At 44.2% G+C, this 21,348-nt stretch carries 17 protein-coding genes and 1 riboswitch; of the genes, 4 read left to right on the top strand and 13 right to left on the bottom strand.

Annotated features, from left to right (window positions below; translation table 11 throughout):
• Positions 1-47: 47 nt before the first annotated feature.
• The 5 genes from IOD06_RS08895 to IOD06_RS08875 all read right to left on the bottom strand — a co-directional run bounded on the left by IOD06_RS08895 (position 48) and on the right by IOD06_RS08875 (position 5,600).
• The gene (locus IOD06_RS08895; protein WP_194620608.1) at positions 48-1,055 is read right to left on the bottom strand and encodes a hypothetical protein; all 1,008 of its coding nucleotides are present in this window, start codon (positions 1,053-1,055) and stop codon (positions 48-50) included.
• 99 nt (positions 1,056-1,154) lie between these two features.
• Positions 1,155-2,141 (bottom strand): uroporphyrinogen-III synthase, encoded by a 987-nt coding sequence (locus tag IOD06_RS08890; protein ID WP_194620607.1) that lies wholly within the window; start codon positions 2,139-2,141, stop codon positions 1,155-1,157.
• 160 nt (positions 2,142-2,301) lie between these two features.
• Positions 2,302-3,336, bottom strand: a complete 1,035-nt coding sequence (gene hemC, locus IOD06_RS08885; protein ID WP_189583563.1) for a hydroxymethylbilane synthase — start codon at positions 3,334-3,336, stop codon at positions 2,302-2,304.
• Between the two features lie 194 nt (positions 3,337-3,530).
• On the bottom strand, positions 3,531-4,268 hold the full coding sequence (locus IOD06_RS08880; protein ID WP_189583566.1) for a LytTR family DNA-binding domain-containing protein: 738 nt from the start codon (positions 4,266-4,268) through the stop codon (positions 3,531-3,533).
• A 180-nt stretch (positions 4,269-4,448) separates the two neighbouring features.
• The gene (locus tag IOD06_RS08875) at positions 4,449-5,600 is read right to left on the bottom strand and encodes a histidine kinase (RefSeq protein WP_189583569.1); all 1,152 of its coding nucleotides are present in this window, start codon (positions 5,598-5,600) and stop codon (positions 4,449-4,451) included.
• Positions 5,601-5,713: 113 nt separating this feature from the next.
• Here IOD06_RS08875 and argH point away from each other — a divergent pair, with 113 nt between their 5' ends.
• Positions 5,714-7,087 carry an argininosuccinate lyase gene (argH, locus tag IOD06_RS08870; protein ID WP_194620858.1) on the top strand — a complete coding sequence of 458 codons (1,374 nt, stop codon included), beginning with the start codon at positions 5,714-5,716 and terminating at the stop codon, positions 7,085-7,087.
• Between the two features lie 183 nt (positions 7,088-7,270).
• Positions 7,271-7,561: an oxidative damage protection protein gene (locus IOD06_RS08865; protein WP_010200774.1), complete on the top strand. Its 291-nt coding sequence runs from the start codon at positions 7,271-7,273 to the stop codon at positions 7,559-7,561.
• A gap of 227 nt (positions 7,562-7,788) precedes the next feature.
• Here IOD06_RS08865 and phoU read toward each other — a convergent pair whose 3' ends face one another.
• The 5 genes from phoU to pstS all read right to left on the bottom strand — a co-directional run bounded on the left by phoU (position 7,789) and on the right by pstS (position 13,180).
• A complete protein-coding gene (gene phoU / locus IOD06_RS08860; RefSeq protein WP_194620606.1) occupies positions 7,789-8,571 on the bottom strand; it encodes a phosphate signaling complex protein PhoU in 783 nt (260 codons plus the stop codon).
• Positions 8,572-8,854: 283 nt separating this feature from the next.
• On the bottom strand, positions 8,855-9,613 hold the full coding sequence (gene pstB, locus IOD06_RS08855; RefSeq protein ID WP_227500962.1) for a phosphate ABC transporter ATP-binding protein PstB: 759 nt from the start codon (positions 9,611-9,613) through the stop codon (positions 8,855-8,857).
• 240 nt (positions 9,614-9,853) lie between these two features.
• Positions 9,854-10,762, bottom strand: a complete 909-nt coding sequence (gene pstA / locus IOD06_RS08850) for a phosphate ABC transporter permease PstA (protein WP_189583578.1) — start codon at positions 10,760-10,762, stop codon at positions 9,854-9,856.
• Positions 10,763-10,851: 89 nt separating this feature from the next.
• Positions 10,852-11,805: a phosphate ABC transporter permease subunit PstC gene (pstC, locus tag IOD06_RS08845; RefSeq protein ID WP_194620604.1), complete on the bottom strand. Its 954-nt coding sequence runs from the start codon at positions 11,803-11,805 to the stop codon at positions 10,852-10,854.
• A gap of 208 nt (positions 11,806-12,013) precedes the next feature.
• Positions 12,014-13,180, bottom strand: coding sequence for a phosphate ABC transporter substrate-binding protein PstS (gene pstS / locus IOD06_RS08840; RefSeq protein ID WP_189583584.1), 1,167 nt, complete (start codon positions 13,178-13,180; stop codon positions 12,014-12,016).
• Positions 13,181-13,483: 303 nt separating this feature from the next.
• A riboswitch (TPP riboswitch) is annotated at positions 13,484-13,628 on the top strand.
• A gap of 248 nt (positions 13,629-13,876) precedes the next feature.
• On the opposite strand from pstS, the gene thiC reads away from it, so the two are divergent.
• Positions 13,877-15,826, top strand: a complete 1,950-nt coding sequence (gene thiC / locus IOD06_RS08835) for a phosphomethylpyrimidine synthase ThiC (protein WP_227669970.1) — start codon at positions 13,877-13,879, stop codon at positions 15,824-15,826.
• Positions 15,827-16,090: 264 nt separating this feature from the next.
• Here thiC and IOD06_RS08830 read toward each other — a convergent pair whose 3' ends face one another.
• From IOD06_RS08830 to IOD06_RS08820, 3 genes are all read right to left on the bottom strand, one after another.
• Positions 16,091-16,996 (bottom strand): hypothetical protein, encoded by a 906-nt coding sequence (locus IOD06_RS08830; RefSeq protein WP_194620603.1) that lies wholly within the window; start codon positions 16,994-16,996, stop codon positions 16,091-16,093.
• A gap of 151 nt (positions 16,997-17,147) precedes the next feature.
• On the bottom strand, positions 17,148-18,038 hold the full coding sequence (locus tag IOD06_RS08825; RefSeq protein WP_194620602.1) for a fructose bisphosphate aldolase: 891 nt from the start codon (positions 18,036-18,038) through the stop codon (positions 17,148-17,150).
• A 183-nt stretch (positions 18,039-18,221) separates the two neighbouring features.
• Complete coding sequence (locus IOD06_RS08820) at positions 18,222-19,070, bottom strand: EamA/RhaT family transporter (protein WP_194620601.1); 849 nt, start codon at positions 19,068-19,070, stop codon at positions 18,222-18,224.
• A 363-nt stretch (positions 19,071-19,433) separates the two neighbouring features.
• On the opposite strand from IOD06_RS08820, the gene IOD06_RS08815 reads away from it, so the two are divergent.
• Positions 19,434-21,347 carry an ABC transporter ATP-binding protein gene (locus tag IOD06_RS08815; protein WP_194620856.1) on the top strand — a complete coding sequence of 638 codons (1,914 nt, stop codon included), beginning with the start codon at positions 19,434-19,436 and terminating at the stop codon, positions 21,345-21,347.
• The last annotated feature ends 1 nt before the right edge of the window (position 21,348 follow it).

Raw genomic sequence — 21,348 nt, 5'->3', positions numbered from 1 at the left:
TTACCTTATTGCTTGTATTGTCTGTGTCTCAATTTTTGAGAATCGGCCTAATTTTGGGGCTTGTCCAAAATTTGCGTGGTCAACAGTGGCGTTGGTTTTGGTGCATTGGCAATCAGTCTATCTAACCAATCGAGTACTTCTGGAATATCGCTTGGCGCTTTCATGGTTTCTAAGTTCTTGGCGAGATCGTTTGTACTTTCAGCAGCGCTCGTCGCATTTTTTGCTGCTTGCGCAGGTTGTTTGCTAGCAGTCATAGAAGACTGTGGCACTAAGGTTTTTAGTTGTTTACGAGCTTGCGTCAGATAGCTGACCAGCTGATCTTGTTCGCGCATATTGCTAGCTTGGCTCGCTAAATTCAATGTCATAATAACTTCATGAATGGTTAACTGGCGTCGTGTCAAAGCAAGGTTATTATTGCTTACTGCTCTACTTTGCTGAGTGCCTTCATTACCATTACCATTATTATTGCTAGTGCCATTACTATTGCTGCTCGCGGCACGCTCATGACTATGCAAAAAATCTTGAATATTTTGAATCGCTAGATTTTGAATTTGCCACGGGCTTGGTTGTGCACTTTGTGCTTGCAGGCGTTCGATATCTTTGAGCAAGCTTTGCTTAATGACCACGGTCAACGCTGGGGCAATCTCATTGCTGCTTTGTGCCAATTGCCAATGCAGACCACGTAGTAAGTCTATTGCTGCGCTATCGTTATTGTCGGCCAATAGTCTATTGGCTGCCTGTATTTGAATACGCAATAAATCCAGCTGATTCTGAGCTTGGTTATTGGTCGCTACGCTCGGCTCTGGTAAGGTCTGCTGACTCATGGCAAATATGCGATCATCCATCTCATTTAGACGGCTGACCACCTGCTCGTTGCTTTGCAGACGCTCATTGACGCTATGTTGAAAACGTTGATGGCTAATATATAAGACTAACAATGCCGCGATAAGTAGCAAAATCACCAACCATTGTAGACGCAACAACAAGGTATTTGCTTGCCGACGCTGCTGGATAGCAGAAGGTTCCTTAGATAATGATTCAGAATTTATTGACATAAGACAGTACCGTTATGGGTAGGGTTAAACCTATTTAAAGCGAACAAAAAAAGCGTATCACGCTTTAAGTGTTGTCTGGTTATTAAGAAATCGTTTTTTCTATAGGACTTTAGCGCTAATGGCTGCCAGAATGGTTTCCGGCGCCAAATCTTCCACACGCCAATAGCTCAATTGCTGTTCTGCGACCATGTTTGCCAAACGTTCGCCCAATACGATATAAGTAAAGTCTGATAATTTAAGCGCTGCGTTGTCGATCTTGCTTTGATTTGCAATTGCTTCTAAATTCGTCGCTTCTGAAGCCCTTACTACTGTTGCTTTAACAATACTTGCCCAATGCTCAAAGGCAGTACCACTACTGATCACGACGATGGGCTTTATTCTGTCTGCTGATGCTATGGTTTTTGATGCGTTTTTTGCCTGAAAATCTTGTAGCCATTGCTCATATTGACTCTGCGCCTCGTCAGGCATGATGCGCTCATACCAAGCAATACTATCGATATGTACACCGCGCGCCTGCAAGGTATCGACCAGCAGACGACGTCCGCCAAGTCCACGCCATATCAATAGTTTATCGCCCGCTTGTAGACTTTCTATCTCAGGCATCGCCAGCATACCTTCGTTATTGGCAATGGTAGGTTGAAGCACGTGATAACTTGCCACCGGTAGCTTGGCATCATTGAGGACAGCAGTAGTCGCCTCACCAACCGCAATCAAATGACTTGGCGTCTCTAACGCCGCCAATGCGGACTCTGCCAGCTCAGTAGTGTTGTTTTTTTTGTAACGCTCAACCTCAAGCGCTTGCCATATGGCTAACCCTGAGGCCGCAGCGGTCGGACTGACAATAACCAGTGCTTGATAGTCACCAGCCAGCCATTGCCGCATCATTTTTCTGTCTTCATCGGTCGCTGCACGTGCTTGCAATGCCAACATCGGCATCTCAATGACAGACAGCCCTGCCGCTTGTAGACACTGCGTCAGTGGCGCTGCTCGCTCTATCGGGCGCGTGTTGATGACTACTTGCGGCAGCGCTGATGATTGCTCAGTTGAGTGAGGCGAATCCGTGAACTGTGATGTTGAACAAGGCATAAACCGACCATGAAACAATGCTTATGAAATTAAAGTGAGCGTAATAAGAGTCAGTATAAGTAATTACCACTCTATGATTGAGCTACTCACCATACAGAAATACTATTCTTAGATGCCATTTGCTTAGATATTATTTATTCTAATATTATCTACTCAAATATCATTCAGGATGATAAATCGCTGATAAGATAGCACCAGCACCATCGGCAAGTAGGAGCTTGGCAACATCAATACCAAGTTGATTGGCCTGTATTTCTTGCTCTTCTTGCGTACCGACTAATGTGACACGCTTGTCCGCTTTTAGTAGTTCACTACCATCGGCCTGACCCACACGACCACGCAACCACAACACATTGCCATTATCATTGTTGCCATTATTACCATTGTCATCGTTGTTGGCAGCTGTTTCATCAGCCATTTGTAGAACGGCATAAGCCGCAATCGGCACTTGGCAACCACCTTCTAAATGACGGTTTAGCGCGCGCTCAGCGATAAGGCGAATACGAGCCTTATCATCATTGAGCGGTGCAAGCAATTTTATCACCTCGTCATCACCTTCACGGCATTCAATTGCCAGAGCGCCTTGTCCGACCGCAGGCAAGCAAGCATCAATATCAAGCTCGCCGCGGATGCGATCGGTAAGCTCAATACGCTGTAAACCACTGGTCGCTAGAATAATCGCATCATACTCGCCAGCATCCAGCTTACCCAAACGGGTACCAACGTTACCGCGCAAGGTTTTGATTTGTAGATCGGGGCGATAGGCTTTGATTTGACACTGACGACGCAAGCTTGACGTGCCAACTACCGCACCTTGTGGCAACTCATCAATACTATTATAAGTATTGGAAACAAAAGCATCCGTTGGTGAAGCGCGTTTGCAATAAACACCCAGCATCAAGCCTTCCGGCAACTGCATGGGGACGTCTTTTAATGAGTGCACGGCGATATCTGCTTGGTTCTCATACAGCGCTTGCTCGAGCTCTTTGACAAACAAACCTTTACCACCGATTTTGGCCAATGGCGTGTCCAAAATTTTGTCACCTTTAGTGACAATTTTTAGCAGATTAATGGTCAAGTCAGGATACATCTCTAGCAGGCGATCACGAATATGTTCGGCTTGCCATAGCGCCAACGGACTCTGGCGTGTGGCGATATTTAAAGTGGTCAAAGCAGGTTGCTGCGGATTGCTCATAAAGGGCCTCAATAAGTTCGATACGACAGTGCAATGTTCATGCGATGTCAATGCGAAACAGTCATGCAAATTTACCTTATAAAATGGCGATAAAGACCATTTACCATGACTGCCGACGCAAAAAAATACCCCTATTTAAGCATAAATAAGGGTTTGATGATATGGGATGATTATTTCGCTATGACAATGGTGTGTTACATACTCTGAATTTTTTCACGTAACGCTGGCAGGTGACGGCGGCTCACCGCTAGCGTCTCATCAATACCTTTAAACCGTATCTGATACTGTCCCGCATCTAAGGTCTCTAAAAAGTCCAAAAAGCTGAGATTAATAATAGCGTTACGGTGTACCCGAAAGAGGCGGTCTTCAAACTCTTGTTCCAACTCTTTTAGGGTCTCGTCAATGAGGACAATACCGTCTTTATGGCGAACTTTGACGTACTTTTGATCAGCCGTAAAGTAGTAAATGTCTTTGAGCTTAATCAGCTCAACACCGCGGTGGGTACGTGCCGCGATATGTTCACGGACGGGACGTGCCATTGGATCTTCGAGCTTACGAATCTCATTTAACTGCGCTGCGTTTAGATTTTTCGCTTTAGCAAGTGCCTCTAACAGTTCATCTTTATTGGCTGGTTTTAATAAATAACCGATCGCATTGGCTTTTAACGCAGCAATCGCATAATGATCGTAAGCAGTGACAAAAATAATCGCTGGCGGATGCTCAAGCTTAGCAAGCTCTTGCGCACAGCGAACCCCATCCATCTCAGGCATGCGAATATCTAATAAAATGATGTCCGGTTGTTGAGTTTTCACTGCCACGATGGCTTCTGCGCCTGTCGTTGCTTGCGCAACCACTTGATGACCTGACTCCTGCACAATCCTAACCAAACGCTCACGTGCTAACGGCTCATCATCACAAACTACAATCCGCATGGAAACTCCTTTCTTACGGCGTACCTAGTATATTTCTTTAATCGTATCAGTAACATAATAACATTTATCCTTAAGCTGTTATCGCCATCCTTTAAAACTAATAACGAAAATAATAATAGTATAAATGCTGCAATAAATATGCCACGGTCAGTTACTAAAGAGAATATAACCAGATAAAAATCATAGACTGACGTCTTGAAGAGGGTAATCTATGACAGTAACGATTTGCTTACTAGTGACGGTACTTTGAATATCGGCACTTTGGCCAAAGTAGGCGCGTAAACGTTCGGCCTGAATATAAAAATTCATGTGCTGACGCAAATCGTAGTGAACCATTAAGGTTTTTTTGGGCAGTTGCACACTGATGGTAATCGTCACGCGATGCTGTTGCCACGTTACTTCAATATCGATATAAATGGTTTCGGTGGTCATTTCAACCACATTGAGTAGCATTTTTTCAATCACGCTTTGGAGCATCAAAGCAGTGATGACCATGTCATACATGACATCCTCGTCAGGTAGCCGCCAATTGATAATGAGCTTGTCCGCCAAACGAATAGATTCAATGGCAAGATAATGCTCGCAAAGCGCGATTTCTTCTTCAAAACTAATCTCGCGAGCACCTTCAAAACTGGCACGAAATAACGCGGAAACGTGTTGCAATAAGGAGGCTGCTCGAGAGGGATTGGACTCAATAAGGGATACTAAAGTATTAATGGTATTAAAGAAGAAATGCGGGGCAAGGCGTGCTTTAATCACATCGTTTTGTGCAGTCAATTTATACTCAAACGATTTTTTGAGCGCACTAACCTCACGATAGCGACGTAAAAAATACAGTAGAAACACCAAGGTAAAGCCGCCGCCAATGATGGTATCAAACAGGACATTGATAATAAAAGCTTGCAGATCGTATTCGAGCCAGCCCACATTGATCATAATAAGCATGACTAATGTCATTGATATTGCAGAAGCTAGCATGAGTAGCGCAAGAATATAAATGCTGACTTTAACGATGCTCATGCGTGTAAAGACAGGGCGTAAATAATCTACTAGGTATAATGATGGGATGATACTTACTGTGTTTTGTAAAAATCGGCTCATGAATTTAATCACAAATTCTGACCAAGTTGCCAAGTCATGACGATCAATCACCGTCACGAACAGCGACCAAAAAAAGATGTAAAGCAGCCACTGCCAAGGTCTCATGACGTCCATGAGCTTGGGAATAAAAAACTCTAAGCGCGCAGCTAGTAAGGCAACCTCATCATTTGCTATACTTGGGCTCTTATTCTCTTGATTTGTCTTAGACCGATATGAACGCCAATTCTTCAAACCCTAGTAATCCTGATTCAAATAAAAATTCATCTGTCGCTGATTTTAGCACAGATGCTTCTATAACAAACGCTGCGGTACAAAACAGCCCGACCAGCAGTCAAGGTCAGCAGATGTGGGGCGGGCGCTTTAGTGAAGCAACCGATAGCTTCGTCGCTGCCTTTACCGCCTCCGTAGGCTTCGATCAACGCTTCGCGCGGCACGATATTCAAGGCTCGATTGCACACGCAACCATGCTCAAAGAATGCGATATCTTAAGTGCTGATGATGTTGCCACTATTATTGACGGTCTACAACAAGTGCTGAAAGAGATCGAAGCTGGTGAATTTAACTGGTCGATTGCGCTTGAAGACGTGCATATGAACGTTGAATCACGCCTGACAGATATCGTCGGTGCGGTGGGCAAAAAGCTACACACTGGTCGTAGCCGTAATGATCAGGTCGCCACCGATATCCGTTTATGGCTGCGCGAAGAGACTGATAATATCATCGCACTATTGGTACGGTTGCAAAGTGGTTTGCTTGATTTGGCTGAGCAGCATACTGATACCATCATGCCTGGTTTCACCCATTTGCAAACCGCGCAGCCAGTCAGCTTTGGTCATCACGTGATGGCATGGTTTGAGATGTTATACCGTGATACTGAACGCCTCGTTGACGCGCGTCGCCGTATCAATCAGATGCCGCTTGGTAGTGCCGCGCTTGCTGGCACGACGTTCCCAATCGATCGTACGATTACCGCTGAACTGTTGGGCTTTGAAGGCATTTGCCAAAACTCGCTTGATGCTGTCTCAGATCGCGACTTCGCTATTGAATTCACATCAGCTGCTTCTATCTTGATGATGCACATGTCACGCATGAGCGAAGAGATTATCCTATGGATGTCAGCGCAGTTTAACTTTGTGCAGATACCAGATCGCTTCTGTACCGGCTCATCTATCATGCCGCAAAAGAAAAACCCTGATGTGCCTGAATTGGTACGCGGTAAAGCAGCCCGTGTCTTTGGTCAACTCATGACCTTGCTCAGCCTAATGAAGAGCCAACCCCTCGCCTACAATAAAGACAACCAAGAAGACAAAGAGCCGCTCTTTGATTGCGTCGATACGCTTACCGGCTGTTTATTGGCCTTTGGTGACATGTTACCAAACATCACTCCAAATAAAGAAAGCATGCGCGCCGCTACCATGAAAGGCTATGCGACAGCGACTGATTTGGCGGACTATTTAGTGCGTAACGGTGTCGCTTTCCGTGATGCTCATGAAGTCGTTGGTCATGCCGTCGCTTTGGGTATTAAAGAAGGCGTCGATTTGAGTGATTTATCCTTGGCACAGCTACAGCAGTTTAGCGATGCTATTGGTGACGATGTCTTTGACTTTTTAACACTAGAAGGCTCATTGGCAGCTCGTGATCATTTAGGTGGCACAGCGCCCAATCAAGTGAAGCAAGCCGTCGTTAATGGTCGCGCACGCTTAAAAGTATTTGCGTAAAACCTTTAATAAAACTAGCATCTATTAATAAAAATCCCGCTCTCTAGGCGGGTTTTTTATTAAGATCAGTAGATAAAGCGGCTGTTACCTTCTATACACCTGATAGGCTTGGCTAAATCTACTAAGACCGTTATCATAGGTGAATACTAATATTCGATTTAATAATACAATAAGGACTGCCTCATGACTGAGAGTTTTAATCCACAAGCCAATACGGTATTTTGCCGCAAATATCAGCAAGAATTGCCAAAAATGCCACATCCACCTTTTCCTAATAAAAAAGGTCAAGAGCTGCAAGAAACGGTCTCTGACAAAGCATGGAAAGAATGGATTGAGCACCAAACCATGCTGATTAACGAAAACCATCTAAGCATGATGGATCCTAAGGCCAAGCAGTTTTTAACAGAGCAACGTGATAAGTTTTTAGACAATGAAGATTATGAGCGCGCGCAAGGTTGGACGCCAGAAAGCTAATTATTTTTGATTTTCTGCTATAAAAAAACGCGCTATATAAATAATATAGCGCGTTTTTTATTTATAAATTATAGTCAATTGAAAATAAAACTGTTATATAAATTTAAACGCGCTACTGGGATAAATTTTGCACAGCTTCTGGGAACACAGCACGCAAGTAAAATTCATCCCAGTAGCGCTATGTTCTTTTTAGAGTACATCGACTATAACGCGTGTTAAATACCCTATCAATCCTCAGTCTTGTTTGCTGTGCCAGCATCGGTAACGGATGTTGCGCTTGCTTGGCGTGCAGCCATTCGATCGTTGGCTTCTTGCACCGCTTTTTCGACCTCAGCATAGTCTGAATGACGCACGTCCTGACCGCTGATATAGTTAATGACCAGCTCTGCCACGTTCTGCGCATGATCACCGATACGCTCAAGCGCACGCAGCACCCACATAATATTCATGACTTTTGAGACATAGCGCGAGTCCTCCATGATATAGGTCATCAAGGCGCGAATGGCCGACTGATACTCATCATTGACCACTTTATCATTACGCATGACTTCAAAGGCTTGCTCAGCGTTCGATTGGCTAAAAGCTTCCAGCGCATTATGTACCATCAGCCGAACTTGGTTACTCAAATGCTGAACTTCCGCATACCCATACTCAGTCTTACCTTGCGCGATAATTTTGATTGTCATCTGGGCAATTTTCACCGCTTCATCACCGATGCGCTCTAAATCGACCACGCCTTTGCTGATGGCCATGACCAAACGCAAATCACTGGCAGCTGGCTGACGTTTGGCAACCAATAATAAAATATGTTCGTCCAAATCGACTTCCATGCGATTGATATCAAAATCCATATCAATCACTTCTTGTGCCAGCGCTTGGTTTTTATCGGTTAATGCATGGATTGCCTTGGCGACTTGATTGGCCGCGCTATCACCCATATGCAGAAACAGTCGAATCGCTTCATCAAGATCTTGGTCAAAACTTTTAGAGATATGCTTGTCATTTTGCATAGAACGTATTCCCTGAAATCTGGGTTTCGATGACACCGTGTGCCTATTAAAGGGCACATTGTTTGAGTGCTCAAAACCGAGCTGCCGATATACCTCGGTCAATGTCAAAAACTTCGAATGATTGCTCACAATAAGTGCTCATCCTATTTGCTTGTTATCAGCGTCTTATTATCAGTGCTTGATGATCAGTACATAACCATCAGCGTAATGGCTGACATTATCACTTAATGAAAAGCGACTGACGGCTGACGCTAAGCGTCGCCCAACTTAATTATCAATGCGGTTAGCCATAACGACCCGTAATATAATCTTCCGTCGCTTTTTGCGCCGGTTTGGTAAATATCTGATCCGTCTCGCCCATCTCGATCATGTCACCTAAATACATATAAACCGTATAGTCTGACACCCTTGCCGCTTGCTGCATGTTATGCGTCACAATAGCGATGGTGTAGTCATTTTTGAGATCTTCAATCAGCGCTTCAATAGCACCGGTAGAGATAGGATCAAGCGCGGAAGTTGGCTCATCAAGTAACAATACCTCTGGCTTGGTGGCGACACTACGCGCTATACATAAGCGTTGCTGCTGTCCACCGGACAATGATAGTCCAGAGGCTTTAAGCTTGTCTTTAACCTCAGGCCATAATGCTGATTTTTTCAGCGCCCATTCCACTCGATTGTCCAGCTCAGCTTTGCTTAATTTTTCATAAAGACGCACACCAAACGCCACATTGTCGTAAATCGACATTGGGAATGGTGTTGGTTTTTGAAAGACCATGCCGACTCGTGCGCGTAGCAAATTAACATCGACGTCTTTGTCTAAAATATTTGCACCGTCAATATTGATATTACCTTCTGCCCGCATGCCCGGATACAGATCATACATACGATTAAAGGTACGCAGCAGCGTGGATTTTCCGCAACCTGATGGGCCAATAAACGCGGTCACTTTTTTATCAGGGATATCAATATTGATATTTTTTAATGCTTGGAAATCATCGTAATAAAAATTCAGATCTCGAACTTCCAATTTTGCAGGTGGCATATTTTGTGGAATATCATGCAGTGTTTGCTTGTTAAAGCTTGCGGCATCTGGCTGAGCCATTTGTGCACTGGTCGATAAAGGGTTGGTTAATAGATTGTCTTCGGTGATATGAGACTTTTTAACCGCCGTTTTTTTAGGCGCTTTATTGATGACATCATTCATAATATTATCCAACCTAACTCAATGAAAAGTGATATAAATTTAAGTAAAAATCGACGAGGCCTGATTTTTTAGTAGCTGTTATTTGCTGTGACCACGGTTGCCAATAAATCGCGCCAAAATATTCAGTATCAGTACCGACAAGGTAATCAGTAATGCCGCTGACCATGCCAAGGTATGCCAATTGTCATAAGGACTCATGGCAAACTGATAAATGGTGTTGGGCAAGTTGGCAATGGGCTTACCCATATCGGTACTAAAGTATTGATTGTTCAGCGCGGTGAATAGTAATGGCGCAGTTTCACCAGTGATTCTGGCAAAGGCTAACAACACGCCTGTGGTCAGTCCGGCTTTGGCAGCTTTGATCGTGACTTTGGTTACCAGTTGCCACTTTGGTGTGCCCAAGGCATAGGCCGCTTCACGGATGCTATTGGGCACTAAGTTGAGCATATTTTCTGTGGTGCGTACGACGACAGGAATAACGATTAATGCCAACGCCAGCGCGCCTGCCCAACCAGAAAAGTTATTGCCTTTGACCATCAGCGCATAAATAAAGAGACCAATCACAATCGAGGGTGCTGATAGCAGAATATCGTTTAAAAAACGAGTTACCTTGCCTAGCATACTGCCTTGAGAAAATTCTGACAAATAAATACCGGTCATCAGCCCAATCGGTGCCCCGATAAACAAGCCTGAAAACGCCAACATGATTGAGCCGACAATGGCGTTGCGTAGGCCACCTGCGCTCATCGGTGGCGGGGTATCAGCCGTAAATACTGGCAACTGTACCAATCCTTGAAAACCTTCAACGAACAGGGTCAGTAAAATCCATAATAGCCAAAATAAACCAAACGCCATCGCCGACAACGCAAAGCCCAATCCAAGCTTATTCAGACGACGACGCTTGTTATAAAGGCTTTTGTTATAACGTGCCTCAAAGCTTGTCTTCGTCGGTAATGCGGTAGTAGCTCTGATAGCTTGATTAGGCATAACATTCGTTTCCCGTATCTTTTTAGATAGCCTTTTTAGATAATCTTTTTAGACAACATTAATCTCTATCGTGCTGATACAACGTTGGCTTAGCGATTGCCTGCTTTATGATCCATGCGCATGAGCATGAGCTTCGCTATGGACAGCACAATGAAAGTAATCACAAATAAGATTAAGCCTAAATGTAATAAAGATGCCAGATGCAGCTCACTAGACGCTTCGGCAAACTCATTGGCCAGCGCTGAGGTAATCGTAACCCCAGAGGTAAACAGGCTTGGACTGATATTAAAGGCATTACCAATCAAGAAAGTCACCGCCATGGTCTCGCCCAATGCGCGACCCAGCCCTAAAATAACACCACCAACCACACCAGCTTTGGTATACGGCAAAATAATCTTGAACATGACTTCCCAAGTCGTCGCGCCCATGCCATAGGCTGATTCTTTTAATAAGTCTGGCACGACGGAAAAAACATCGCGCATGGTGGCAGCGATAAAGGGAATAATCATGATGGCAAGCACCAAGGACGCTGTGAACATCCCCAGTCCCATCGGCGCGCCTGCAAACAGTTTACCGATGATCGGTAAAGGCCCGACGTGTTCAATAAACCATGGCTGGATGTGATCACCAAAAAACGGCGCGAAGACGAACAAACCCCACATACCATAAATGATAGAGGGGATACCAGCCAATAGCTCAATGGCGATACCAAGTGGTTTTTTTAGAAAAGCAGGACACATTTCGGTCAAAAATATGGCAATGCCAAAGCTCACTGGCACGGCTATCAGAATGGCGATAAATGAGGTCACTAAGGTGCCATAGATGGGTGCAAGTGCACCATATTCATTGGCGACCGTGTCCCAGTTATTGCTGGTATAAAAACCCAGACCAAACTCTTGAATACTTGGCCAAGCCCCGACAATTAACGACACTAAAATACCACCTAGAGACATCAATACCAGTATGGCAAATGCTTTGGTGGAGTTAACGAATAAAGCATCGTAACGTTTTTGTTTAGCCAGTTGGGACCTTAAGTCTGTCATAAGTGTCTCAGCATTCAATAGAATAAGATTAAAAAATGAGCGTATTTATCAGGTTTTATCACAACAAACTCAACAGATATAAGTATCAGAGGCTATAAGTATCATTGGCTTTGCGATTAAATTCGCTGTGATAAAACCTTTCAAACAACTACCGGAGAATAGTTGTTTGAAAGGGTAATTCGATCGTTATTAAATAATGACTATCGAATTACTGAGCAGGTTTATAGACAGGCTGTCCATCGCTACCTTTTACGTCGTTCCATTTTGCTTTGAACAAGGCCACTGCCGTATCAGAGAATGGTACGTAATCTAGTGCCATAGCGTCGTCATCGCCTTGGCTATAAGCCCAGTCAAAAAAGTTCAACACGCCAGCAACTTGCTGAGGATTCTCTGGTTGCTTATGGACTAAGATAAAGGTGGCAGCAGCGATAGGCCATGCTTGGTCAGTCTCAGAGTTGGTGATGACTTTATAAAAGCCTTCTTGTTGTGACCAATCAATATCACCTGCCGCAGCAAAGGTCTCAGCTGATGGTTGCACGATGTTGCCAGCTGCATTTTTCAATGCCGTATGTGACATCTTGTTTTGCTTAGCGTATGCATACTCAACGTAGCCGATAGAGTTTTTCATACGGTTTACGTAGCTTGATACGCCTTCATTACCTTTACCGCCTGCACCAGTCGCAGAGGTCGGCCATTTAACGGTTTTATCAACACCAACCGTGTCTTTCCAATCTGGTGATACTTTGGCCAGATAGTCCGTGAAGTTAAAAGTCGTACCTGAACCGTCTGAGCGGAATACCGTCGTGATTGCCGCGTCTGGCAAGGTCAAATCTGGGTTCATAGCTTTGATAGCTGGGTCATTCCATTTACTGATTTTACCCAAATAAATATCTGCTAAGGTCGTACCGTCTAGCTTCAATGCGCCCGGCTCTATACCGTCGATGTTGACGATTGGCACGACGCCACCAATAACTGTCGGAAACTGAATAAGGCCAGACTCTTCAAGCTCTTCAGGCGTCATCGGTGCATCAGAAGCACCAAAATCAACGGTTTTTGACTGAATTTGTTTGATACCACCAGATGAACCAATAGATTGATAGTTGACTTGGCCACCAGTTGCCCCATTGTAGTCATAAGACCATTTGGCATAGATAGGCTGCGGGAATGATGCACCTGCACCCGTGATATTCATGGCGATATTTTCAGCAGATTTAAAACCTGTGGTAGCAGAAGAGGCTGTTTGAGAGGTTGACTCAGCCGTGGTAACAGCGCTACTGCTAGTATCAGCAGTGGGCTCTGCCGTGTCGGTTGATTTATTACATGCCGTGAGCATTAATGTACAACTAACGGCTACTGCTAATAACGAATAACGCATGTAGGACTCCTGAAGTTTAACAACGATATGAAAAAGCATTGTTTGTGATATGCGTGCTATCTTGCCAAATCTTTATGACAGTTTGATGACAGTTGTCACAATCTTTCATTCGCTTTACATAATATTCAGGCAGCACTGCTATATTTTAAATAAATACGAATTATATCAATAATTTATAGATAACAGCCTGATACAACCATACTCATAGAAACCATCAGACGCCATCTTAAGTTGTTATATGATTAGCCAAATACTATTAGCCGTTGGTGCAGAATTTTGTTAGTATGAATAAGATTCACAACACTGACAGACTCGGGGTGCGGTGTATTGAAGACTGGCTTTATTAAATTCGCTTTATTAAAGTAGCCGCCTTTATACATTCGCTGAGAGATCACCCGCCGAACCTGATGCGGTTAGTACCGACGCAGGGAAGTCTTAAGCCTATGTTATACAAGTACAAAGGGCGTGCAGAAATGCCTTTTTATTATCGCCAACCTCTACCAGTATTTTTTGTGCTGGTGGATAGCGTTAATAATCAGTTCCGTCCCTCAATCAGCGAAAGATCACTGACTACGTTTAGGTTTGATAGCGCTAGCAGGTTTTTTTACGATTGAATTTGTCCGTATCATATATGCTTACCCCCGCAGATTCTGGCGGTGTTGCCTATACTATTAGACCAACACGCTAGGACAGCATATGACTATTTCAGACATTACCTCGAACACAAAAGCTGCTCAAACTCATATCCCAGCCAATGCTTCGCTCAACGCGACTGCCAGCAAAGCGGATAAAAAAGCAGATGCCCTAAAAACCCCTGCCCATCGTCATCAAACAGACGCGCGCTTTGAAGAAGATGCCCGCGACTTACACCGTATCTTACCCGCCTCACGTAAAATTTATATCGAAGGCTCAAGACCCGATATTCAAGTACCGATGCGCGAAATAACGCTTGATCCTACCCCTGTGCAAGGCGTTTCTGAGAACGAATGGGAGCAAAACCCACCGTTTTATGTCTATGACACCTCAGGTGTTTATACTGACCCCAATGCCACCATCGACCTCACCAAAGGTCTGCCAAAACTACGTGAAGGCTGGATAAACGAGCGCGGAGATACCGAGCAGTTAACAGGTCTATCAAGTCAGTATGGACAAACGCGCGCGCGTGATATCAGCACTGCCAACTTACGATTTGCTCACATTGATAAACCGCGCCGTGCCAAAGATGTTGATGGTAAAACAGGCAATGTCACCCAAATGTACTACGCACGTCGCGGCATTATTACGCCTGAAATGGAATATATCGCCATTCGCGAAACCCAAAAGCAGCATGACTTGACGGACATACGCCAACATGACGGAGAGAGCTTTGGTGCTAATACGCCGACGGTTATCACGCCTGAATTTGTGCGTAGTGAAGTGGCTGCTGGACGTGCCATCATTCCCAACAACATCAATCACCCTGAATCTGAGCCGATGATTATCGGGCGCAATTTTTTGGTCAAAATCAACGCCAATATCGGTAACTCAGCGCTCGGCTCCTCTATCGATGAAGAAGTCTCAAAAATGACGTGGGCCACACGTTGGGGCGCGGATAACATCATGGATTTGTCCACCGGCAATCATATTCACGAAACCCGCGAGTGGCTGATTCGTAACTCACCAGTGCCGATTGGTACGGTCCCTATTTATCAAGCGCTAGAAAAAGTCGATGGCGTGGCTGAAGATTTAACGTGGGAGATATTCCGCGACACCCTAATTGAACAAGCAGAGCAAGGCGTTGATTACTTCACCATTCACGCAGGTGTACTGCTGGATTATGTGCCAATGACTGCCGGACGCCTGACGGGCATTGTCTCGCGCGGCGGCTCTATCATGGCGCAGTGGTGCATGGTGCACCAACAAGAGAGCTTTTTATACACGCACTTTGAAGATATCTGCGAGATTATGAAAGCCTATGATGTCGCCTTTAGTTTGGGTGATGGCCTACGTCCGGGTTGTTTACAAGATGCCAATGACGAAGCGCAATTTAGCGAACTCAAAACCTTGGGTGAGCTGACCAAAGTGGCATGGGAGCATGATGTGCAGGTCATGGTTGAAGGACCAGGTCACGTCGCGATGAACCGTATTAAAGAAAATATGGATTTGCAGCTTGAGCTGTGTGCGGACGCGCCATTTTATACTTTAGGGCCATTAACGACTGATATTGCACCGGGTTATGACCATATTACTAGTGCCATAGGGGCGGCGATGATTGGTTGGTTCGGCACCGCCATGCTTTGTTATGTCACGCCAAAAGAACACTTGGGTCTACCAAACAAAAAAGATGTTAAAGATGGCATCATTACTTACAAAATTGCTGCCCATGCTGCTGATTTGGCCAAAGGTCATCCAGGTGCACAAGCACGTGACAATGCGTTATCTAAAGCGCGTTTTGAATTCCGCTGGGATGATCAGTTCAATCTAGCACTCGATCCAGATACAGCGCGTGAATATCACGACGAAACGCTGCCGAAAGACGCGCATAAGACAGCGCACTTTTGCTCGATGTGTGGGCCAAAATTCTGTTCGATGAAAATCACTCAGAACGTGCGAGATTATGCGGCAGGACTGGATAAAAATGCCGCTAACCAAAAATCAATGCCTTAAGCGGGCAACTTAACGAATGCTGGTCATCTAGCGAAAGAGATGAATACGAAGTGCGTTGGACAACTTGGTGAAGCCATTGCTGAAAAAATTCGTTGAGGTAGGACTGCGATGACCAAGAAATGTCATTCTGACAGTCGTCAGTTGTATAAAGAGGTTTGATTTTAAGTACTGAAAAATAGATAAAATAAAAAGCTTGCCTCTAATTAGATTAGGGGCAAGCTTTTTTTTATTGGTCTTAATTGAATATTAGAGATATTTGGTTGCTTAACTAACGACGCTAAATACATATGCTTCTTTGTTATCGTCATTAACAAGCATCAAAACCTTGGACTTATCATCATCTTTAGTTACAAGGCCATGTACCTTGCCCTCTTCTAGATGACAAGTGATGGCTGAGTTGTCTACGTTTCCATCCACACGAAGATAAATAGATTTTGGGTCAAAAGTAATATCTCCTTCAATAATACAACCCTGTTCATCCACAATACTATATCCCATCCTTCCCTTTGAGATAGCGTTCGTGACCATGCTAGCAGTACTACGCGTGCTCGTAGTCACTAAGGCACCTTGGTAAACCCCTTTGTAATCCTCTAATTTATCTGTAGAATTTCCTTGATTGTAGTCTAAGAATACTGGGTACCGGAGCTCTTCCTCAAAGCCTTCTGGATTAGACACATCTTCATAAACCACAGTTTCAAAAAAAGTAAAATCAGCACCATTTTGTCTGCCAAGGTCAAGATCAATGGATCTTGTGCCAACACTATTACTGGTAAAACTATAGTCAGTAGCATTTGATGATAATGAGGTGAAATTTGGATTACTACTTTTTTTAAATTTACCATTTATCAAACCAAATACTAAATCATTGGCATTATAAATGAAGCCATTATTGGTATATACCATCCAAAATTCACCATCATTATTGACGATAGTGCTCATTGATAAATAGGTATTATAGATGTCTTTTAAATCACTGTTGATTACGCCACTGTAAGAGCCAGCAAAAGGTTCAGGCTCTTGACGCTGTTGAGTGTTAGTATTTTGCTCTACAGAAGGACTACCAGTATTCGGAGTAACAGAAGAATCACCACTATCTGAATCGGAACCACCGCCACAACCAGATAAAGCTAATATAGAAACTAATAACAAGCTTGAGTAACGCACATTCATCAGAAGAGCTCCATTTTATGATAAATAAGCTCATAAAATGATGAACTTAATTCGGATAATAATAAGTTCAATATAGAATTAAAGCAATAAAAAAATCCCAGCAAACATAAAGTTTACTGGGATTATAAATTTTATTTTGAATAGCTATTGCTTAAACTTTCGACGCCTCAAAGATATCTTCAATTGAGTTGTTAATGGTTTCAGAAAATTCCTCATCGCTTTGTTGCTTACTTAAACCTTCAGTAAAGGCACGTGAGAAGCTCGCAATCATACCTGGGTTTTGTTTTAGCTTAGCACAAGCATCGCTCCGGCTATAGCCACCAGATAAAGCCACCACTTTTAGCACTTTTGGATGATTAATCAGTTCTTGATAAAAACCCGCTTCCTCTGGCAAAGTCAATTTCAGCATGACTTGATGATCACCACTTAAACGATCCAGATTATGCAATAGACTGGTTTTAAGTATCAGCTCACAGTCATGTTTTTTAGTGCCATCAATATTTACTTCTGGCTCGACGATTGGCATCAGGCCTTTTGAGATGATTTGCTTGGCGACATCAAATTGCTGCTGCACGACTAGCTCGATACCATCGACATTGGGCTCATAAATCACTGAACGCATCTTGGTGCCAAATACTGGATAGTTTTTGGCCTTGTCCAATAGCGCATCTAAATCAGGTATCGGGCGCATGACTTGCACGCCGTTCATCTGTTCAGCCAGACCTTTATCAACCTTAAGAAATGGCACGATATTTTTGTTTTCCCACAGATAGTTAGCTGTCGACTTACCGTCAACTTCGCGCTCCATGGTATCTTCGAATAAAATCGCCCCAAGCACGCGCTCATTATCAAAAGACTCACAAGTGATGATACGGGCTCGCATCTCATGTACGAGATCAAACATGGCATCATCATTGTCATAATCGTCGCTGCTCACGCCATAATTTTCGAGTGCTTTTGGCGTGCTGCCCCCACTTTGGTCAAGCGCCGCGATGAAGCCTGAACCATTTTTTATACGCTGTAATTGCTTCTGGTATTCCATTGAGTATGCATCCTATTGTTATTCATTGAGGTCAAGTGTCTCAAAGCAAATCGCTTTTTATCAGCCTTGCTGTTTTTAAGCAACCTTATCATAGGATGCCCTGCGTGCCTATATCTGATAAGTTAACGATTTTATAAATCGCAACGACGTTGATGGATTTGGGCTAAATTATTAGGGTGTTTCCTAAGCTAAAAACAGTACTGCCACACAGCAAATTGCTAATACCAAGCCTACTATATTGATGCGATTGAGCCGCTCTTTAAATACCCCAACGCCGATGATAGTTGCCACTGCGATGACACCCACATTCATACCAGTAAACACAATGCTTGGTGACTCAGACAATACTTGATGTGCCCGTACATAAGCGTAAATATTGCCCATATTCAGCGCACCCAGCAGTACTCCTGCCATGAGGGCATTGCCCTGCCAGCGTACCCGCGTGATCAGCAAATAAATAAACAGTAACAGCCCTGCCAGCCCGAAACTGATAAATAAGGTTAGCGGAAAGGCAGACCCTTGCTTGGCAACTTGCTTGAATAGAATATCAATAATGCCATAGCCTGCCCAGACGCCAAATAACCAAAGCGGCGTTTGGCGCGCCTGTTTATCCATGCCGCCTTGCTGTGGACGATAAACCAAAGCACCTAGGGCCAAAAACCCTAATCCTAAACCAAATATACGCGTACCAGTCAGCATCTCACCGAATAATAAAAAAGCAGCAACGATAGGAATGATGAGTGATAAACGTTGGGCGGCATCGGTTGCCACCATGCCGACCGCTGCAATCGCGCGTCCAAGAATGATAAATACGGCAGGCAGCAATACGCCAAGCGCCATGATAATACCCCACGCGCTTCCTAACAGACTAAGTCCGCTGATGTCTGGCTTCAATAAAAACCAAGTGAGTAAGAACGCTACTGGGTAACCGGCGACGATAGTCTGACGGATATCAATATTTCGTTGACGTAATATTTTTAAAAGTACTGACACAGCGACACTACATAGTACCGCGATGGTTAAATACATCATGAACGTCTACCTTTTAAGCTGCAGTTTTGTGTATTTATTATTCGTTTACTCAAACACGTCATCAATCTAAACAGAAGCGACTAAATTAGCCAAAAATGAGAACAGGCCCTAAGCCATGTTTTCTGCTCAACAAAACCATAGAATGTAACAAAATATGTTTTATACAGCAATCTATTTATAATGCTTTTGCTAGCAGGTAGTAAACGTAGGTAGCTATTGATTGTCAATTTACAATTAGCATGCAGGCGTGATTACGAAGTTTTGTTAAAATAGCGTAACTTCCTATTCACACAAATAAATGTTCAAGACAATGCTTGCCAGCGTTTGTCTTGGCGTATTGCTATTGATGTTCTACCCTTGCCTATGAATGCTCTATTTCGCTTTTTTGAAAACCGCCTACCCGCCTTTCCTGATACGCCTATGCCATTGCCCTCACCTCGTGACGGGCTGATGAAGTTTTTATGGGCATGTACCAAAGGTTTGCGTGGCTGGCTACTCTTTTTTATGATTTTGTCGGCTGGTATCGGCATTTATGAAGCGATGCTGTTTGCTTGGATTGGTAATATCGTCGACTGGCTGGGTATCTATACACCGCAAACGCTGTGGGCTGAAAAAGGTGATATGCTCCTTTTGATGCTAGCGGTCATGCTATTGAGTCCCTTTTGGATTGCCTTATCTTCGTTTATTCATTTTCAGTCGATTCAAGGCGTGTTTCCGATGCAAATGCGCTGGCGTTTTCATCAGCACATGCTCGGACAGTCGATGCAGTTTTATCAAGATGAGTTCTCTGGTCGCGTTTCTGCTAAGGTGATGCAGACGGCTCTGGCCGTACGCGATACGGTGATGACGGTCACTGACATGTTCATGTACGTGATCGTGTATTTTATTACGACTGGTGTTATCTTATTTAACTTAGACAGCTTATTGCTCATCCCATTTATTATCTGGTTTGTCCTAGTTGGCATTGCGTTGCGCTTCTTTATTCCCAAGCTTAAACGGACGGCTATCGTACAGGCTGATGCCCGTGCGTTGATGGTTGGCCGCATCACTGACGCTTACGCCAATATCATGACTGTCAAATTGTTCAGTCATTCACGCCGTGAGCTGGGTTATGCCAAGAACGCCATGGGTCAGTTCTTAGGAACGGTTCATGCACAAATGCGCTGGGTCAGCTATTTAGAGGTCTCAACCCATCTGATTAGTGTCGTTTTAGTGAGTAGTACGGCTGGGATTGGCATCTATTTATGGCAGCAAGGCGACATCGGTGTTGGCGCTGTTGCCGCAGCCACAGCGATGGCCTTGCGACTCAATGGTTTAACGCAGTGGATTATGTGGCAAACAGCCAGCTTATTTGAAAGCATTGGTACCGCTCAGGACGGTATGCGTACACTATCTGCACCGCAGACTATCGTTGATACACCTAACGCTGCTACGCTAAAAGTGACTGATGGCCATATCGTCTTTGATCATGTTGACTTTAGTTATGAAAGTGAAAACGATGACATCGAAGGCGAGCTCATTGACGAGGTTAATACTGCCGGAACAGCCCTTACCCATTCACAAGTCAAACTACTTGATGGCTTCCATCTAGATATTAAACCGGGTGAAAAGATTGGTTTGGTGGGTCGCTCAGGTGCTGGTAAATCAACCTTAGTAAATTTATTATTGCGCTTTTTTGATGTGGATAAAGGTAAAATCTACATCGATGGACAAGCGATTGACGAAGTCACTCAAGAGTCCTTGCGTCAACAAATCGGTATGGTCACGCAAGATACCTCGCTGCTCCATCGTACTGTCCGTGAAAACATCGCCTATGGTCGCCCTGATGCCAGCGATGAAGAAATCATCCTTGCCACTGAGCAAGCACAGGCTTGGGAATTCATCAAAGATTTATATGATGATAAAGGCAACACTGGTCTGGATACACAAGTGGGCGAGCGCGGGGTTAAACTATCTGGCGGCCAGCGTCAGCGTATTGCCATCTCACGTGTCATGCTAAAAAATGCGCCGATTTTACTCTTAGATGAAGCGACCAGTGCGCTCGACTCTGAGATTGAATTTGCCATTACTGAAAGCTTGAATGATATTATGACGGGCAAAACAGTTATTGCCATTGCCCATCGTCTCTCTACGATTGCCGCACTCGATAGACTGGTGGTCATGGATAAAGGTCAGATTATCGAGCAAGGCAGCCACGATGAACTATTGGCATTAAATGGGGTGTATGCTGGCTTATGGCAGCGTCAAAGTGGCGGCTTCTTAGGCGAAAACAATTAAT

Origin of the sequence: Psychrobacter sp. N25K4-3-2, from assembly GCF_015351755.1 — a bacterium.
Lineage (GTDB): Bacteria > Pseudomonadota > Gammaproteobacteria > Pseudomonadales > Moraxellaceae > Psychrobacter > Psychrobacter glaciei.
This window is presented reverse-complemented; position numbering and strand designations above follow the sequence as displayed.

Excerpts from the sequence above, each read along its gene's own strand:
- IOD06_RS08825 (WP_194620602.1), bottom strand. The coding sequence starts at position 18,038 with ATGGAATACCAGAAGCAATTACAGCGTATAAAAAATGGTTCAGGCTTC.
- IOD06_RS08830 (WP_194620603.1), bottom strand. The coding sequence starts at position 16,996 with ATGAATGTGCGTTACTCAAGCTTGTTATTAGTTTCTATATTAGCTTTA.
- IOD06_RS08815 (WP_194620856.1), top strand. The coding sequence starts at position 19,434 with ATGAATGCTCTATTTCGCTTTTTTGAAAACCGCCTACCCGCCTTTCCT.
- hemC (WP_189583563.1), bottom strand. The coding sequence starts at position 3,336 with ATGAGCAATCCGCAGCAACCTGCTTTGACCACTTTAAATATCGCCACA.
- IOD06_RS08880 (WP_189583566.1), bottom strand. The coding sequence starts at position 4,268 with ATGCGGATTGTAGTTTGTGATGATGAGCCGTTAGCACGTGAGCGTTTG.
- pstB (WP_227500962.1), bottom strand. The coding sequence starts at position 9,613 with ATGCCACCTGCAAAATTGGAAGTTCGAGATCTGAATTTTTATTACGAT.
- thiC (WP_227669970.1), top strand. The coding sequence starts at position 13,877 with ATGACTATTTCAGACATTACCTCGAACACAAAAGCTGCTCAAACTCAT.
- argH (WP_194620858.1), top strand. The coding sequence starts at position 5,714 with ATGTGGGGCGGGCGCTTTAGTGAAGCAACCGATAGCTTCGTCGCTGCC.
- IOD06_RS08890 (WP_194620607.1), bottom strand. The coding sequence starts at position 2,141 with ATGCCTTGTTCAACATCACAGTTCACGGATTCGCCTCACTCAACTGAG.
- phoU (WP_194620606.1), bottom strand. The coding sequence starts at position 8,571 with ATGCAAAATGACAAGCATATCTCTAAAAGTTTTGACCAAGATCTTGAT.
- IOD06_RS08865 (WP_010200774.1), top strand. The coding sequence starts at position 7,271 with ATGACTGAGAGTTTTAATCCACAAGCCAATACGGTATTTTGCCGCAAA.
- pstS (WP_189583584.1), bottom strand. The coding sequence starts at position 13,180 with ATGCGTTATTCGTTATTAGCAGTAGCCGTTAGTTGTACATTAATGCTC.
- pstC (WP_194620604.1), bottom strand. The coding sequence starts at position 11,805 with ATGACAGACTTAAGGTCCCAACTGGCTAAACAAAAACGTTACGATGCT.
- IOD06_RS08820 (WP_194620601.1), bottom strand. The coding sequence starts at position 19,070 with ATGATGTATTTAACCATCGCGGTACTATGTAGTGTCGCTGTGTCAGTA.
- pstA (WP_189583578.1), bottom strand. The coding sequence starts at position 10,762 with ATGCCTAATCAAGCTATCAGAGCTACTACCGCATTACCGACGAAGACA.
- IOD06_RS08895 (WP_194620608.1), bottom strand. The coding sequence starts at position 1,055 with ATGTCAATAAATTCTGAATCATTATCTAAGGAACCTTCTGCTATCCAG.